Annotated in this window: 17 protein-coding genes; 4 read left to right on the top strand and 13 right to left on the bottom strand. The window is 45.2% G+C overall.

Annotated features, from left to right (window positions below; translation table 11 throughout):
• Positions 1-248: 248 nt before the first annotated feature.
• The 12 genes from VRU48_RS15860 to VRU48_RS15805 form a co-directional block, all read right to left on the bottom strand.
• Positions 249-1,310, bottom strand: a complete 1,062-nt coding sequence (locus tag VRU48_RS15860) for a M20 family metallo-hydrolase (RefSeq protein ID WP_330108904.1) — start codon at positions 1,308-1,310, stop codon at positions 249-251.
• Between the two features lie 21 nt (positions 1,311-1,331).
• Positions 1,332-1,700, bottom strand: coding sequence for a four helix bundle protein (locus tag VRU48_RS15855; protein WP_330108903.1), 369 nt, complete (start codon positions 1,698-1,700; stop codon positions 1,332-1,334).
• 34 nt (positions 1,701-1,734) lie between these two features.
• Positions 1,735-2,544, bottom strand: a complete 810-nt coding sequence (gene proC, locus VRU48_RS15850) for a pyrroline-5-carboxylate reductase (protein ID WP_330108902.1) — start codon at positions 2,542-2,544, stop codon at positions 1,735-1,737.
• Positions 2,545-2,683: 139 nt separating this feature from the next.
• Positions 2,684-3,517, bottom strand: a complete 834-nt coding sequence (gene argB / locus VRU48_RS15845) for an acetylglutamate kinase (RefSeq protein ID WP_330108901.1) — start codon at positions 3,515-3,517, stop codon at positions 2,684-2,686.
• A gap of 103 nt (positions 3,518-3,620) precedes the next feature.
• On the bottom strand, positions 3,621-4,586 hold the full coding sequence (locus VRU48_RS15840) for a Rossmann-fold NAD(P)-binding domain-containing protein (protein WP_330108900.1): 966 nt from the start codon (positions 4,584-4,586) through the stop codon (positions 3,621-3,623).
• A 25-nt stretch (positions 4,587-4,611) separates the two neighbouring features.
• Positions 4,612-5,742 (bottom strand): aspartate aminotransferase family protein, encoded by a 1,131-nt coding sequence (locus tag VRU48_RS15835; RefSeq protein WP_330108899.1) that lies wholly within the window; start codon positions 5,740-5,742, stop codon positions 4,612-4,614.
• Between the two features lie 70 nt (positions 5,743-5,812).
• Complete coding sequence (locus VRU48_RS15830; protein ID WP_330108898.1) at positions 5,813-6,169, bottom strand: four helix bundle protein; 357 nt, start codon at positions 6,167-6,169, stop codon at positions 5,813-5,815.
• A 75-nt stretch (positions 6,170-6,244) separates the two neighbouring features.
• Entirely contained in the window at positions 6,245-7,228 is a 984-nt protein-coding gene (gene argC / locus VRU48_RS15825) for an N-acetyl-gamma-glutamyl-phosphate reductase (RefSeq protein ID WP_330108897.1), read from the bottom strand.
• A 2-nt stretch (positions 7,229-7,230) separates the two neighbouring features.
• Positions 7,231-7,701, bottom strand: coding sequence for a GNAT family N-acetyltransferase (locus tag VRU48_RS15820; protein WP_330108896.1), 471 nt, complete (start codon positions 7,699-7,701; stop codon positions 7,231-7,233).
• Entirely contained in the window at positions 7,694-8,044 is a 351-nt protein-coding gene (locus VRU48_RS15815) for a cupin domain-containing protein (RefSeq protein WP_330108895.1), read from the bottom strand. The genes VRU48_RS15820 and VRU48_RS15815 overlap by 8 nt, the downstream gene beginning before the upstream one ends.
• A 76-nt stretch (positions 8,045-8,120) precedes the next feature.
• Positions 8,121-9,311, bottom strand: a complete 1,191-nt coding sequence (argG, locus tag VRU48_RS15810) for an argininosuccinate synthase (RefSeq protein WP_330108894.1) — start codon at positions 9,309-9,311, stop codon at positions 8,121-8,123.
• 11 nt (positions 9,312-9,322) lie between these two features.
• The gene (locus VRU48_RS15805; protein ID WP_330108893.1) at positions 9,323-10,015 is read right to left on the bottom strand and encodes a GNAT family N-acetyltransferase; all 693 of its coding nucleotides are present in this window, start codon (positions 10,013-10,015) and stop codon (positions 9,323-9,325) included.
• 650 nt (positions 10,016-10,665) lie between these two features.
• Between VRU48_RS15805 and VRU48_RS15800 the strand changes: the two genes are divergently transcribed.
• A complete protein-coding gene (locus tag VRU48_RS15800) occupies positions 10,666-11,382 on the top strand; it encodes a DUF4397 domain-containing protein (protein WP_330108892.1) in 717 nt (238 codons plus the stop codon).
• Here the strand turns inward: VRU48_RS15800 and VRU48_RS15795 are convergent, their stop codons facing one another.
• Positions 11,383-12,585, bottom strand: a complete 1,203-nt coding sequence (locus VRU48_RS15795) for an NAD(P)/FAD-dependent oxidoreductase (protein WP_330108891.1) — start codon at positions 12,583-12,585, stop codon at positions 11,383-11,385. It abuts the gene before it with no gap.
• Positions 12,586-12,763: 178 nt separating this feature from the next.
• On the opposite strand from VRU48_RS15795, the gene VRU48_RS15790 reads away from it, so the two are divergent.
• The 3 genes from VRU48_RS15790 (at position 12,764) to VRU48_RS15780 (ending at position 17,163) form a co-directional block, all read left to right on the top strand.
• The gene (locus VRU48_RS15790) at positions 12,764-15,166 is read left to right on the top strand and encodes a TonB-dependent receptor (RefSeq protein ID WP_330108890.1); all 2,403 of its coding nucleotides are present in this window, start codon (positions 12,764-12,766) and stop codon (positions 15,164-15,166) included.
• Between the two features lie 10 nt (positions 15,167-15,176).
• A complete protein-coding gene (locus VRU48_RS15785) occupies positions 15,177-15,887 on the top strand; it encodes a DUF4198 domain-containing protein (RefSeq protein WP_330108889.1) in 711 nt (236 codons plus the stop codon).
• 64 nt (positions 15,888-15,951) lie between these two features.
• Complete coding sequence (locus tag VRU48_RS15780; RefSeq protein ID WP_330108888.1) at positions 15,952-17,163, top strand: PepSY-associated TM helix domain-containing protein; 1,212 nt, start codon at positions 15,952-15,954, stop codon at positions 17,161-17,163.
• Positions 17,164-17,189: the final 26 nt, after the last annotated feature.

Raw genomic sequence — 17,189 nt, 5'->3', positions numbered from 1 at the left:
TGTGCCATCCCGACCTCATTAGCTCCGGATTTGTAATCCGGTTTAATTTAATTTTCGCTTACTCCTTCCAAGCCAGAGCGGACTAGTTACTTTTGCCCTTGTTGGTATTCTTCACCAACAAGCATCTATTCAAATCGTTGATAAAAACACCAGCGGTAGCATCAGTTCTATTTTGCCCTTGTTGGTGTTCCTCACCAACAAGTATCTATTCAAATCGTTGGTAAAGAACACCAACAACAGAATCAGTTTTATAGCACCACAGGTTTTAACATGTCGATATAGCCCTCAACGCCTTCTGCAATTTCACGAACGTAGATAAACTCATCGGCCATGTGCGAACGACCCGAGAAACCCGGTCCTACTTTAACCGATGGAATATCCAGCAAAGCTTGGTCTGAAGTAGTTGGTGAGCCATAAGTGGTACGACCCAAGGCCACTCCTGCTTTTACTACCGGATGGTCTTTATCAATAGACGACGGTTTTAACCTGATAGAACGCGGGGTTACATCGCAATCGACATTGGCACGGATAATTTCCAATACTTCTTCATTGGTATAGGCATCGGTTACGCGAACATCAACCGTAAAAGTACAAGTAGCAGGCACCACATTGTGCTGCGAACCGGCATTGATAATGGTTACGGTCATTTTTAACGGGCCAAACACTTCTGAAACTTTAGGAAACTGATAATTCCTGAACCATTCGATATCTTTTAGCGCTTTGTAAATAGCATTTTCGCCCTCTTCACGTGCCGCATGACCGGCTTTTCCGTGCGATACGCAATCGAGCACCAACAAACCACGTTCGGCAATAGCCAAATTCATTTCGGTAGGTTCGCCCACAATACCGAACTCCAGTTTGCCCAAATCGGGCAGTACCAGTTCCAAGCCATTGTTGCCCGAAATTTCTTCTTCGGCTGTGGCCGCCAGGCAAATGTTATATTTCAAATCGCTTTGCGGATAGAAATAAAGAAAAGTGCCAATGAGCGAAACCAAGCAACCACCGGCATCGTTGCTGCCCAGGCCAAAAAGCTTATCGCCCTCGATGGCCGCATCGTAAGGATCACGTGTGTAGCCCGAATTCGGTTTTACGGTATCGTGGTGCGAATTGAGCAACAAAGTGGGCTTTGCCGGATCAAAATGCTGGTTATAGGCCCAAACATTGTTGAGCTTTCTGTAGATTTTAACGCCTTTGTTTTCCAAAAACTGCGCAATGAGGTCGGCAGTCTTGTCTTCTTCCTTGCTGAAAGACTGGATGCGGATCAGTTGTCGCAATAAATCCAGGCTTTCTTGTTGTATTTTTTCTAACATATCTGAATTAAGATTTTAGAATTACGACTTACGATTTTGTTCGTTCCTGCGCGTGGTAACAATTGCTGCTACGATGATGGAAAGCAATTCATTTCCCTCCTTCCAATTCTCTTTAATCACATTGCTTTTTGGGGGATTAAATTCTTCCAGAAGCTCAAGAAAGAACATCGTTTCGTCTAATTCTTCTTCTACAATTTTAAGTTTATTTATAAAATCGGCAGTAGATTTCGCTCTGCAGGCAGCTCTATAGTTTGCGCCAACAGCACTCGAACATCTCACCAATTGGTTTGAATAATTTTTATTTAACACATTAAAGGGCAAACTATTAATCAGATGCCCAATCGAAATAGAATAAGCTTTTGTTCTACTTTTTAAAATTTCACTGTTCATAGGCTGAAATCTTCAATCGTAAATCGTAAATAACTTATCCTTCTTTGGTGTACAAATTTCCCGCTTTGAGGGCCGAAAGTTTAATGCCTTTGATCAACGATGAACTGAAGCCGTTATGCTCCATTTCGTTGAGGCCGGCAATGGTACAACCTTTGGGCGAAGTTACTTTATCTATTTCTGATTCTGGGTGGGTTTTGTGCAATAAAAGCAAATCGGCGGCGCCTTTGGCGGTTTGAACAGCCATTTTAAGAGCTTCGTCGGCATGGAAGCCAATCTCTACACCACCCTGCGAGGCGGCCCTGATGGCCCGCAAAAAGAAGGCAATTCCACAAGCACACAAAGCTGTGGCCGAGGTCATTAAATCCTCGTTGATCTTCACCACCGAGCCTACCGTTTCGAACATTTGGGTAACTTCTGCCAGGTTATTGGCCGAAGCATTGTCGCTAGCTATACAGGTCATGGATTGGCCAATGGCGATGGCGGTGTTTGGCATAGACCTCACCACTTGCACATCTGCACCAAGCTTTTCTTTGATGGCCGCACAGCTCACGCCCGAAATTACAGAAATAACCAAATGTTTAGCCGGATCGATGGCGGGTTGGATTTCGTCTAAAACCGCATTTAACTGTTGGGGGAGCACCGCCAAAATTACAATGTCTGCAGTTTTAACCGCTTCGTTGTTGTTGCTGCTGATTTGAAACCCTGCTTCTTGATAAGGCTGCAGATGGCTTAAATTGCGACGGGTTAGGGTGATGTTTCCTGCTTGTACGAAGTTTGCTTTGACCAAGCCTTTGGCCAGCGACAAACCAATGTTTCCACTTCCGATAATGGCTATCTTTTTCATGTCATTTTGATTAGAATATATTCTTTAGGTGAATTTTCAAGGGTGTTGTTACAGCGATGAGGCTACAAAACAGGATGTGCGAAGTTATTGGAGATATTTTTAAACACCTCCAAAATCCTTGGCAACAAGGTTCAATAATTTATGGCAACATTTTGGTACCGAAAAGGCCCGTTGCCAACTCGGGGAGCTCGTCGGCTTTGCCAATGAAAACGGCGCCAACGCCTTTTTTGATGGCATCGAATGCGTTTTCCAGTTTGGGGATCATGCCTCCGGCTACGGTGCCATCGGCTTTGAGGCCAGCAAATGCTTCGGCCTTGATTTCTCTCACTACAGAGGCTTCGTTGTTGATATCTTTCAGTACGCCTTTTTTCTCGAAGCAGTATACCAATTGAGTATCATAAATGTCAGACATGGCCACGGCAATAGCCGAAGCAATGGTATCGGCATTGGTATTGAGCAGCTGCGAATGACCATCGTGGGTAATGGCGCACAACACCGGCACCATACCGGCTTTAATCAGGCTCGCCAAGGTAGCCGACGATACGGAATGCTCATTGAGGTCGCCCACATAACCATAATCGATTACGGTGCCTGCCAATGGCCCTGGAGGCGTGCCGTGGGTTAGGGTTTTAACCGGACGCTTAGTGGCTTTGATCACGTTGCCATCGGCACCGCTTAAACCAATGGCATTGCAGTTTTTGGCCTGCAGCTGCGCCACCATGTTTTTATTGATCAAGCCGGCATAAACCATCGTTACCACCCGCAGGGTTTCGATATCGGTAATGCGACGACCCTCAATCATCTGGGCTTCAATACCTAAAGAATGGCCGAGTTCGGTTGCAATTTTACCCCCCCCATGCACCAAAATCTTTGCACCGGGCAATGCCGTAAAATCTAACAGAAACTGATGTAGATTTTCGGAGTTGTCGATGACGTTTCCTCCAATTTTGATGACGGTGAGTTGGGTTTTCATATTCTTATTTTTTACGCCATTGCGCTTCCAGTTGGGACGAAGCAATCTCATTTCCGAGGCAAGATTGCTTCATCACTTAAGTTCCTCGCAATGACGAATTAATCTATAGTTTCTCTAACATGGCCTTGAGTACCGTTTGTGCAGCCCAAAGTCGATTTCCGGCTTCGTGGATAACCAATGAATTTGGTCCATCCAAAATCTCCGACGACAGTTCCAAATCCCGACGAACCGGCAAGCAGTGCATGACCTTGGCCTTATTGGTGATTTTAAGCTTTTCATTGTTCATCATCCAACCGTCGGGGTAAGTTAACACTTTTCCGTATTCTTTGTAGCTGCTCCAGTTTTTAACGTACACATAATCTGCACCGGCCAGGGCTTCTTCTAAATCGTACTCGATTTTTGCACCCGGCGTAAAGTCTTCGGCCAATTCGTAGCCTTCAGGCTGTGCGATGGTAAAATCGATCATACCATCTTGCTGTGCTTTGCACATCCACTCGGCAAAGGAGTTGGGTACGGCTTGTGGCAAAGCTTTTACGTGTGGCGCCCAGGCCAACACCACTTTAGGCTTGGTGCCTTTGTTCGTCCAGGTTTCATGGATGGTAATCAAATCGGCAAAACTTTGCAAGGGATGGCGCGTGGCACTTTCCAAGCTTACCACCGGTACGGCACAGTATTTTACAAATTTATTGAAAAAGTCTTCGCTGTAGTCTTCCTCGCGGTTATGCAGTTTTGGGAAAGAACGCAGGCCGAGGATATCGCAATACATGCCCATTACGGCCGCGGCTTCGCGAATGTGCTCTACGGTAGTGCCGTTCATCACTACGCCATCTTGCGTTTCTAATGCCCAGCCCTCTTTGTCCATGTTCATCACCATCACGTTCATGCCTAGGTTCAAGGCGGCTTTCTGCGTACTTAAACGAGTGCGCAGGCTTGGATTCATGAAAACCAGGCCTAAAGTCTTGTTCTTGCCCAACGACTGGTGTGCATAAGGATTGGCTTTTAATGCCAAGGCATCGTTTACAAACTGTTTAATGTCGGGGACATCGTGTACAGATGAAAAAAGTTTCATTTTAATGGGGTTAATGGTCGATTATCTATTTTACTAACTGACGAAATGCATTTAAAAATTCGTCTGCCTGCGCTTTGGTTAAGTTTAGGGCCGGCAACAAGCGAATAACGTTTGGTTTGGCTTCGCCGGTAAAGATGAAATGCTTAAACAGCAAGTCTTTCTTCACATGCGCCAATTCTTCCGGCAGTTCGATGCCAATCATCAGTCCACGGCCACGCACTTCTTTTACCTGCTCAAATTTTTTGAGCTCGGCAATAAGGTAATTCCCTACTTCTTCAGCATTTTTTAGGAGCTGGTCTTGATCCATCACCTCGAGTACGGCCAAAGCTGCCGCGCAAGCCAAGTGGTTGCCTCCAAAAGTGGTACCCAACTCGCCATGCCAAGGCTTAAATTTTGGCGCAATCGAAATTCCCGCTACCGGAAAGCCGTTGCCCATACCTTTGGCCATCGTATATACGTCAGCTTCTACGCCGGCATAATCGTGCGAGTAGAACAAACCGGTTCGGCCATAACCACATTGAACGCTATCGGCAATGTAAACGGCATTGTACTCGTCGCAAAGCGAACGGATCTTTTGCAAAAAGCTTTTCGAAGCCTCTTTGATACCGCCTACGCCTTGGATGCCTTCGATAATTACCGCAGCAATTTCATGGCCTTGTGCCTTAAAGGTTTCTTCTAAAGCCACCTCGTTGTTATGTGGCAAGAAAATCACGTTAGGGTTTTCGTTTACCGGCGCCACGATTTTCGGGTTATCGGTAACCGCTACGGCCAAGGAGGTACGGCCGTGGAAAGCGCCTTTGAAAGCGATTACTTTCTTACGTCCGTTGTAGAATGAAGCCAATTTTAAAGCATTTTCGTTGGCTTCAGCACCAGAGTTGCACAAAAACAACTGGTAGTCTGGCTTGCCCGAAACCTGGCCCAATTTCTCGGCCAGCTGTACCTGCAAAGGAATTTTAACAGAGTTGGAATAAAAACCAACCTTGCCCAATTGGTCGGTCAGGCGACTTACATAATGCGGGTGGGTATGTCCGATAGAAATAACGGCATGACCGCCATACAAATCCAGGTATTTTTGGCCATTGGCATCCCAAACCTGGCTACCTTGTGCCTTTGCAATTTCTATATCGTTAAGTGGGTATACGTCGAATAAGTTCATTTTAGTAAGGTTAAAGACTAAAGGCTAAAGACCAAAGATTCTACTGGCGTATTAGACTTTAATCATTGTATTATGGTCGTAAATGTTTTATTAATCCTATCAGCATGGCTTTTACTTCGCCAGCTTTTTTACACATCTCTTCATATTTGCTTTCATCAAGATATTCCAAATCTTTGGCAAGAAAACATGTATATTCCAATTCTTGAACCGAGCCTAAAGCATTATCAAGAAAATGAGCAAAATCCTTTTCGGTCCGCCGTCCGGCTCCTTCAACAATATTTAAAGGAACCGAATATGCCGCCCTTTTAACCTGACTGCACAAATCATACTTCTCGTGCGAAGGAAACTCAGGCACAATCACTTTATAAGTATGTACCGTCAATAAATGCGCTTTTTTCCAAACTTCTAGCTTTTGATAGTCTCTCATGGTATATGTTTTTTAAGGTTTACTATCTTTCGTTAAGCAATTCACCTTCTGCCCTCCCGCCCTCTGGCTTCCTACCTAAAAATTCGCAGCTTTCAGTTTCAGTCCGGCTGTTTCCTCGAGGCCAAACATCAGGTTCATATTTTGTACGGCCTGGCCACTCGCGCCTTTCAGCAAATTATCGATAATACTGATGATGAACAGTTTATTGCCGTGTTTCTCTACATGCACCAAAGCCTTGTTGGTATTTACAATCTGCTTCAAATCGATGTTCTTTTTGCTGACATGCGTAAACGGATGCGAGCTGTAGTAATCGTCAAACAGTTGCTGTGCCTCTTCCAAAGTCAAATCGCTTTCTACATACATAGCGGCCAAAATGCCTCTGGTAAAATCGCCCCGCTGTGGAACAAAGTTAATGGCTTCGGTAAACGACGGCTGTAATTGCACCAGGCTTTCGCCAATCTCGTTCAGGTGCTGGTGTTCAAAGGCCTTGTAAACCGAAAGGTTGTTGTTTCTCCAGCTGAAATGCGACGTAGCCGATAAGCTTTGTCCGGCGCCGGTTGAGCCCGTGGTGGCATTGAGATGCACTTCGCCGTTTAGCAAGCCCTTGGCCGCCAAAGGCAACAAACCCAATTGGATGCACGTGGCAAAACAACCTGGATTGGCTATGTTTTTGGCTGTTTTGATGGCATCGCGATTCAGCTCTGGCAAACCATAAACGAATTGACGATTGTTGATTGACGATTGACGATTTAGCCTGAAATCCTGCGAAAGGTCGATGATTTTAATGTTTTCGTTAATGGGGTTGGCTTCCAAGAATTTTTTGGCATCGCCATGGCCAACGCATAAAAACAACACGTCGATGTTTTGCGGAATCTCGCTGGTAAACCTCAAATCGGTATCGCCCAACAAATCGGTATGTACATCCGAAATGAGGTTGCCCGCATTGCTGCTGCTGTTAACAAAAGCAATTTCTACCTGTGGGTGGTTCACCAAAATACGCAGCAATTCGCCGCCTGTGTAACCTGCACCACCAATGATGCCTGCTTTGATCTTGTTCATCTTTATGGGTTTATAGCTATTCTGTAGAGCAGAAAATCTGTCTCTGGTTCTTGTTTTTCAAATCCGATGGCTTCGTACAAACTTTGTGCGGTATAATTGTCAACCGCTGTTTCCAATTGCACAAACTTCGACCCCCTGGCTCGGGCAAAATCCATCGCGGTTTTGATCAGTTTCTCGCCAATGCCTTGTTGGCGGTAGGCTTCGTCTACATACAAATCGTTCAGGATCCAGTTTTGCACCAACCTCACCGACGAGTATTTAGGATAAAGTTGTGTAAAGCCGACTGGTTTTTGCAGTTCGGCATCCAAGGCTACAAAAATGATCGATTCGTTGTTTTGCAAACGCTCGTTGATAAAGGCCTGCGCCATTCCGATATCCGAAAACTGCTTGTAGAATATTCGGTATTGATTAAACAGGCCAACCACCAGGTTAGCTTCAGTTTGATCAATTTGTTTGATGACGATATTATTCACAATCGGTTCTGTCGTTTTGGGTTGATGGATAAGAAAACAGCACAAATTCCAAATCTTGCGTGGTCGCATTCCTGATCTGATGCTGCTGTCCGGCTTTGATTTGTAGGCCTTCCTGTGCGTTGACAACTCGAGTTTCTCCGTCGATTAAAAAAGTGGCCTGTCCTTTCAGGATAAAGAAAAATTGCGTTGCATAAGTATGAAAATGCAATTTTTCGGCAGTTTGGGCAGGCATCAGTTCTTGTTTGATGACTGCTTCATCTCCAATTACAAAATTCCACCCATCGCAGTTATTGCCCCATTTGTAGTGGCTTAAACAGTTTTCTTTGGAAAGGATTTCGTTCATCTTTTAAGGTTGAAGGCGGAAGGTTGGGAGGCAGCAGGCCCAGGTTAGCTAAATCCTAAGCCTTATACCTTTAATCTTATCCCTCCTCGTTTACTTTATGCCAGATCATTACCTGGTTGCCAAATATTTTAGAGAAGCCTTTGACGTCGTCGCCGCTCCAGGCGTTGTTCATTTCGCCATAGCTGCCAAACTTGTTGCTCATCAAATCGTGCGCCGATTCAATGCCGATTATCTGAAAACGATAAGGCAACAATTCGACAAACACTTTGCCGCTCACCATTTTTTGGGTATCGGTTAAGAAAGCTTCGATGTTCCGCATAATCGGATCGTGGAATTGGCCTTCGTGCAGCCAGTTGCCATAAAACGACGACAATTGTTCTTTCCAGCTCAGCTGCCATTTGGTAAGGGTATGCTTTTCTAAGGTATGGTGCGCCTTGATGATGACAATTGGTGCGGCCGCCTCAAAACCCACACGGCCTTTAATACCGATAATGGTATCGCCTACATGGATATCTCTGCCAATGCCAAAAGGTTGAGCAATGGCTTGAAGTTTTTGAATGGCTCTTACCGGCTCCATTTTTTCGCCATCGATGGCTACCAATTCGCCTTGCTCAAAAGTCAGCTCTATCCTGCGGGCTTCGGTTTCTGAAACCTGGGTTGGCCAAGCACTTTCTGGCAAGGTATCGTGAGAAGTTAAAGTCTCCTTACCACCTACCGAAGTGCCCCATAAACCTTTGTTGATCGAATAAGTGGCTTTCTCGGCACTGTATTCAACCCCATGTTCGCGCAGGTATTCGATTTCTGCCTCGCGCGATAGTTTCAAATCCCTGATTGGCGTAATGATTTCTACGTTGGGAATCAGGATATTGAAAATCATATCGAAACGTACCTGGTCGTTGCCGGCACCGGTACTTCCGTGGGCTACATAATCGGCACCGATTTTCTTTACGTAGTTGGCAATGGCGGTAGCCTGACTTACACGTTCGGCACTAACCGAAAGTGGGTAGGTTGCATTTTTAAGTACGTTGCCAAAAATCAGGTATTTGATGCAAGAGTTGTAATAGTTCACCGTTTCATCCACGGTAGCGTGCGAAGCCACACCTAAAGCGTAAGCCCGCTTTTCGATTTCCTGTAATTCTTCGTCAGAAAAACCACCGGTATTGACAATTACCGAGTGTACTTCCAAACCACGGTCTTGGGCCAGGTGGATGCAACAGAACGAGGTATCTAAACCTCCGCTAAAAGCTAAAACAACTTTTTTCTTCATGGGTTACTATGCTATTTAAATAAAAGGGTAAACAATAATAAAACTGATTTTAGGCCTGATTTTGGCTTCACTACCAAACGTTGCTTAATGCGCATAAAACGCTCGTACAAGCCTGGCTTTTTCTGCAGTTCTTCGGCGAAGATCTTGGCGGCTTCGTGCTTTTTCTCGGCCGGATCGTACAGCATGGCGGTGCACATGCAGTTTTTGCGTTCCTTCATCTTCAGGATTTCGAAGTTGACGCAGCTTTGGCAGCCTTTCCAAAAATCTTCGTCCTGGGTAAGTTCCGAATAGGTTACGGGTTCGTAGCCCAAATCTGAATTGATCTTCATCACGGCCAATCCGGTGGTCAGGCCAAATATTTTGGCTTTGGGATAAAGCGTTCTCGAAAGCTTGAAAATGGCTTCTTTAATGGCATGTGCCAAGCCTGCTTTTCTAAACTCGGGACTAACGATAAGGCCAGAATTGGCCACAAACTGTCCATGGCTCCAGGTTTCGATATAACAAAAACCGGCCCAGCGGCCATCTTTGTGAAAGGCGATTACGGCTTTTCCTTCTTCCATCTTGCCTGCTACATAGGCTGGCGAACGCTTAGCGATACCTGTACCTCTTGCTTTTGCAGATTCTGCCATCTCGGTGCAGATTTCTTCAGCGAAAACACGATGTTCAGGAAGTGCAACTTGCACTATAAAATCGTTTATATTCATTAATTCTCTAACGAAAAAAATAAGGTCTTCTTGTTAATTGGGTTTTTAGAGAGGATCAATTCCTCTGAATGTATCTAGGGTACGGAGTACTAAATACGCGGCGTGAAGTTTTGCCGATTGGTAGTAACGAAGAATACGGGTCGCAAGCGCTCAATAAACAGACTCTCAGCCGCAATGTTCTTTGCTTCTAAGATGGAAAGTTTATGTATGATGTTTTTGCTCATTTTTATGGTCTGCTAACCCGTTGTAAATTACTTGAGGCGCAAAGGTTTAAATAAAAATCGAGTTGTGCAATAAGAATCTTATTTTTTTACATTTTTTATATAGTGGCGTTGGGAGATTGGGAGGTTGAAAAGTTAGAAGATTGAAAAGTTAGAATGTTGGAAAGTTCATCGCGAGTTGTCCATTCAATTTATCCATTGGCCATACAACAATTTAGCAATTCATCAGTTTAGCAATTTAGCAATTCACCCATTCCCTCCCCGAAGGAGTCCCAATGAACCAATGACTAATGAACCAATAAACAGTATCTTCTGATTTAACAAAGTTTAACATGGTTTTCCAAGAGATAAAGCCAATATTTGCATTTGGATGTTTTTGGAACGCATCATATTTCAAAAACAGCTTTTTAACTTCTATATTTACTTATTATGATTAAAAACTATACGCCTAATCGTTTAGCCAGGCTTACTGTTGTTAAAGCTTGTCTTCTTTTTGTTTTAGTGGGCATGATGGCTTTAGCCGGTTGCAAAGGCACCAGCACAGAGCTTCCAAGTACCGGAGCATTAAGCATTGTCAATACCTCGCCAACTTCGGCCACTTACGATGTGTATGTAGACGACGTGAAAATAAACAACGGTGCGCTTCCTTTTGGCGGACAACTTAAATATGGCTCTTACGTTTCTGGAAACCACGGTGTAAAAATCATGATAGCCGGACGTGCCGAAAGCCTGCTTACCAAAGGTATTTCTATTGCCCCACAAACCTATACCACTTTTTACGTAATCAATAGGCCTGTTAATTTCGATGCGCTTGTAGTAACCGACGATGTATCGACTACTTCTACCACCAATGCTTTCATCAGGTTTGTAAACGTTTCGCCTGATGCACCCGCAATGGACCTCAAAATTAAAGATGGCAATTCGTTGTTTACCGGCAGGGCCTATAAAACCGCCAGTGGCTTTACCCAATTGGCTGCCGGAAAATATACTTTCGAAATCAGGGATGCCAATGGCGTGGTTAAGGCTACCCTAACCGATATTTCGGTGGGTGCCAACAGCTATTACACCATTTTGGCAAGGGGGCTTATGACACCGGCCAATAGCGAGGAAAACGCCTTTAGCGGCCAGGTAATTGTTCACCAATAGTTAACGGCCAAACCTGAAATAATGGGCTAAGGGATTGGTTTTCCCCTTGATCTGCTGTACCAAAAGCTGCGCGCCAATGACCGAAAAAGTAATGCCGTTGCCCCCAAAGCCCAAACAAAAATAACTATGCCGAAACTTGGGATGGGTGCCGATGTAAGGTAATCCATCCTTGGTTTCTCCAAAGGTGCCACACCAGCTAAAATCAGTGATAAAATGGATGTCCGGCATCAGTTTCTGAAAGGTCTTGAACAGCTTTCGCTGCTTAAGGTCTAAAAGCGCGTCGCGCTTCAACGCGTTCTTAAAATTTTCGTCTTCACCTCCAACCAAAAGCCTGCCATCTGCTGTGCTCCGCATATAAAGGTAGGGCGTATCAGTATTCCAAAATAAGGTATTGGCCAAGGCATCGCTCAAATGCTCCATGCGCTCGCTCACCATGGCATAGGTACTTTTGAGCTTCACAATGGTATTGGGCAACAGCTCTTGGGTTTCATAACCCGTACAATAAATGATATGCTTTGCCTTTACGCTTGCACCTGTATGCATTTGAGCCAATACATGATCGCTTTCGTATTTCACCTTTTTCAATTCGGTTTTATCATAAACCTGCAGGCCTTTTTGGGCGTTGTAGTGCAACAAATCGTGGGTGAGGCAAAAAGCATCCACGCTTGCGCCATCGGCCGATAAAATGCCTCCATCGGCGAACAAGCCATAACGTTGTTTAATCGTTTCGCCGGTTAGCCAATCGACCTCAAAGCCGTTGACCAGACGTGTTTCGAACTCGGTACGCAACCACTTTGCATCTTTTTTGCTATGGGCAAAATAAAGCGACTCTTTAGCTTCAAAACCACAGGCCGACTGTACTTCCTGCACAATTTCGGCTAATTGGCCTATCGAATCCCGGCAGGCTTTATAACTGGCAACCGCCCCTTCCTGACCAATCTTTTTGATGAGTTGGTAAAGCGGCACATCTATTTCGTACTGCAGCATAGAGGTAGTAGCCAAGGTACTGCCATTGGCAATCTCGCGCTTATCGACCAATACCGTGTCTAAGCCATTTTTGACACACGAATGGGCCATTAATGCCCCTGTAATACCGCCACCGACAATGAGCACCTCGCAGGTTTGGCTGGTTCTTAAGGATGGATAAGCATGCAAAATGCCATTCTTAACTAGCCAGTAAGGTTCGTTTGATCTAATATTCATGAGCCCTGATTTGTTAAATCCTAACAGTCGACACACACCTTATGTTTTTACAGATATGGCTATTTAAGCAAACAGCCTATGTTTTACACCCTTATTTAGAATTATTCAAAATAATTTGGATGCTATTGTTTCATGCTGTTACTTTGCAATTGTTTAGAATTAGTCCAAATAAAATCAAATGAAACACTCGATACTTTTCAAACTTACTTTTTTACTTACAGTTTTCTCATTTAGTGCCTTTGCGCAACAAAGCAGCAGCATTAAAGGAAAAATTACCACCGCCGATGGCCAACCTGCTGCCTTTGTAAGCATAGGCCTCAAAAACAAAAACCAGAGCACCGCTACCAACGAAAACGGCGAATACACCTTTGCCAAGATCAAGGCCGGAAGCTATACCTTAAAAGTGAGTGCCGTTGGCATCAATACCCAAGAAAAAACGGTAACGCTTGCCGCTGGAGAAACCGCAACATTGGATTTCGTGTTGACCGAAAACAGCCAAACCCTGAAAGAAGTTTCTATCCAGGTCCGCAAAAACAAATACAAAATCGGCACCCCGTCTTCTTCTTTGAGGCTTAACGAACCTGTATTGGAAGCGCCCCAAAACATCCAGATTGTGAGTGGCGAGGCCTTGGCCGATCAACAGGTAATCAGCATGAGCGATGGTTTGATCCGTAACGTAAGTGGTGCGGTAAAATTAGAACACTGGGGCGATTTATACACCAACATCTCCATGCGTGGCTCGCAAATCCAGGCTATGCGCAACGGCTTTAACGTGGTAGCCTCTTTTTGGGGTCCGCTAACCGAAGACATGAGCTTTGTTGACCACATCGAATTTGTAAAAGGTCCGGCCGGCTTTATGTTGGGCAATGGCGATCCGAGCGGCATGTACAATGTCGTCACTAAAAAACCTATGGGCACCAACACCGGCGAAGTTTCTTTTACCGCAGGTAGCTACGACCTGTACAGAACAACGGTTGATCTTGACCGCAAAATAACAGCCGACGGCAAATTATTGTTCAGGTTGAATACCGCCGTACAAAACAAAGGCAGTTTTAGGCCTTACGAACAAAACGACCGCTACAGCTTTGCGCCTTCGTTGAGCTACCAAATTACCAACAGCACCAAATTTACTGCCGAATATACCCTGCAAAACGCAAAAATGACCGAGGTAGGCTCTTACTACGTATTTGGCACCGATCAATATGCCAAAGTTGGCCCCAAATTTACCATGACCCAACCTGGTGTTGATCCAACCCGTATTAAAGACCATAGCTTATTCTTGAACCTGACCCAAAACCTTGGCGACAAGTGGAAAGTTACGGCACAAGCCGCCTATTTCAGGTATCTGCAAACCGGTACCAGTTCATGGCCATCGGCAGTAAGCAGCAACGGTGATGTGATTAGAAACGCCGCCATTTGGGATGCCGAAAGCACCATGAAATTAGGCCAATTGTTCATCAATGGCGAAGCCAAAACCGGAGGTATCACCCACCGCATTTTAGCCGGCTTTGATGGTGGCAAAAAAGAATATTTCGCCGACTGGGGCCAATCGCACGATTTGGATTTGCCTACGGCTCCGTTTAACATCTATCATCCAAACTATGGCTATCCTTCAAACGGCTATCCAAATTTTGACCGTAGCAAAAGCGTAAAAGAAAGAGCCATCGCCATTGGTGGCTTGATGGATCAGAAGTACCTGAGTGGTTATGTTCAGGAAGAAATGGGTTTCTTTGCAAACCGGGTACGCCTAACCTTGGCTGGCCGCTATACCTTTGTTAGCCAATCGTCGTGGGGCGCCGCAGCCGATAAAGCCGATAAAATTACACCCCGCGTAGGCCTGAGTGTTTCTATCGATAAAAACACAGCAATTTATGGTGTTTACGACCAGGCTTTTACTCCTCAAAGCGGCATTTTGCGCAGTGGTGCCACACCTGATCCGATTACCGGCACCAACACCGAGTTTGGCATCAAAAAAGACTGGTTTGATGGCCAATGGAACACCACTTTATCGGTTTACAGAATTTTGAAACAAAATGAGCTGACCGCAGATCCATCAAACGGCACCCGACCTGATGGCTCTAAAGAAACCTACAGCGTCGCTTTCGGCGAAAAAAGGGCCCAAGGTATCGAATTCGACCTCAGGGGCGAAATCCTTCCAGGTCTTAAACTTATTGCCAACTATGCCTATACCGACAGCAAGGTGACCAAGGTAACGCCAGGTGTAACGGGCTTTACCGTTGGGGATGTTGTTCCGGGCTTTGCCAAACATGTGGCCAACAGCTGGCTGAGCTACGACGTACAAAACGGCGCCTTAAAAGGTGCGGGCGTATCGGCAGGCTTTACCTATATGGCCGATCGTGCTACAGATACCTGGAGCGTTGGACTGCAAAAACTGCCAAACTACTTTAAGCTAGATGGTGGCATTTACTACGGCAGGGATAAAATCAGGATTACGGCCAACGCATTTAACATCTTAAATCGCTACCTGTATTCGGGTTCATACTACTCGTGGCTCAATGCCTATTACTGGCAAGCCGAAGCTCCAAGAAACTACAGATTAAGCATAGCCTATAAATTTTAAAAAAATGACGATGAAAAAAATAGCTTTAGTACTCACGCTTCTCGCCTTGAGTAGCAGTGGCGCCTTTGCCCATGCCCTCTGGATAGAAACCGCTTCGACCGGCAAAAAGGGACAGGCTCAGGAAGTGAAAATATTTTTTGGCGAATATGAGGAAAACGAACCCGATTCGGCCGCCAAATGGTTCAGCAACCTGAAGGATTTCAGCTTGGTGCTAACCGCTCCAAATGGCGCTACCAAAATTTTAACGACCGTTGCTGACGTACATTGCTTCAAAGCGAGTTTTACACCAGATCAGGATGGCACTTACACCCTATCGGTTGTGCACGAAGTAAAAGCCATTTACGAGCATGCTAAAATAGAATACTATGCCTTTACGCATGTTGCCGTTGGAAATGCGCCAAAAATCAATCTCACCTATCCGGCAAATGCCTTGTTTACCATCCGCCCATCAGCAGCTGTTGTGAAGGCCGGCGCCTCGGTGCCCCATCAAGTGCTGTACAATAAAGTGCCCTTTGCCACACAGAAACTAACAGTTGTTGATACCGAAAGAAAAAAACAAGAACCTGTAACCGATGCCAACGGTAAGTTTGATTTTAAACCGGCACAAAAAGGCAATTACTTTTTAGAAGCCTTTAAGGAAGAGGCCACGCCCGGAGAACTCGACGGGAAAAAATATGACAAGGTTTGGCACGTCGTAACCTATTTCGTACAAGCACAATAACCCTTACCACCTATTAAACTTTCAGCCAATTGGCCTTAAGCGGTCAATTGGTTCTGCTATAAAAATGAGCACTACAAAGCCCACATCCAATAAAACAAAAAAATCGCGCTTTAGGCGGATAAGCGATTGGCTTCACCTTTGGCTGGGCCTGTTTTCGGGCCTTATTGTGTTTATCGTGGCTACCACAGGTTGCATCTTTGCCTTTCAGGTCGAAATAACGGAATGGATCCATCGCGACGAAATATTTGTTGTCCCACCGGCAAAAGCACAAACATTGCCCCTAAGCCAACTGCAAAAAGAAGCCGAAAAGGCTTTGGGCAATGGCATTAAGGTAGGCTTTGTTGAAACCTACTCGTCGCCAGAACGGGCCTGGGTTTTTGGCAGCTATAAAGCCGGCAACCCCAAGGCCTTTTTCTATTTCGATGCGATCGATTATTACAAAGTAGTTTACGTTAATCCCTATACCGGCAAAATAAACCTGGTTAAAGATTACAAATACGATTTCTTTAACGTGGTTAAATTCATCCACTGGAGCCTGCTCATCAATCACCCCATTGGGCAACAGCTAGTAGGCTGGAGCACTTTTATCTTCGTGATCTTGCTCATTACCGGCATGATCCACTGGTGGCCCAAAAACCTCAAAAAATCAAATTTCGACAAAAGCTTCAAGGTTAAATGGAAAGCGAAATTTAAGCGCCTCAACTACGACCTGCATAACGTACCAGGTTTTTACGCCCTGCTCATTTGCCTCATCTTGGCCTTAACCGGGCTGGTATGGGCCTTCCAATGGTTTCAGGCAACGGTATACGTGGTGGCTTCGCAAAGCACCACGCCACCAGTTGTTAAAACATTTAAATCAGACAGCACGAAAACCAAGGTTTCACAACCTTTGGATATCTCTTTTGAGCAAGCCCGCCAAATGCTGAAAGACGTTGACCGCATTGGCATGAACCCGCCTACCGACAAAGAGGGAACCATTTCGGCCTATGGCTACAGGGGCGTAGAAACCTATTACAATTTCGACGTGCTGCAGTTTGACCAATACACGGGCAAATTCATCAGCCGCCACAACCGCTCCGAGCAAAATGCCGGCGAAAAGCTGATCGGCATGAACTACGATATCCACGTGGGTGCCGTTTTGGGCCTCACCGGAAAAATCATGGCCTTTTTTGCCAGTCTGGTAGCCGCCACCCTGCCCATTACAGGCTTCATTATTTGGCTGGGCAAAAAGAAAAAAACCAAGAAAAAATCAACAACCAAGCCCGTTGCGATTTAACGGGACAAAAATAAACATCACAAAAA

The organism is Pedobacter albus (assembly GCF_036324255.1).
In the GTDB taxonomy this organism is placed as follows: domain Bacteria; phylum Bacteroidota; class Bacteroidia; order Sphingobacteriales; family Sphingobacteriaceae; genus Pedobacter; species Pedobacter albus.
This window is presented reverse-complemented; position numbering and strand designations above follow the sequence as displayed.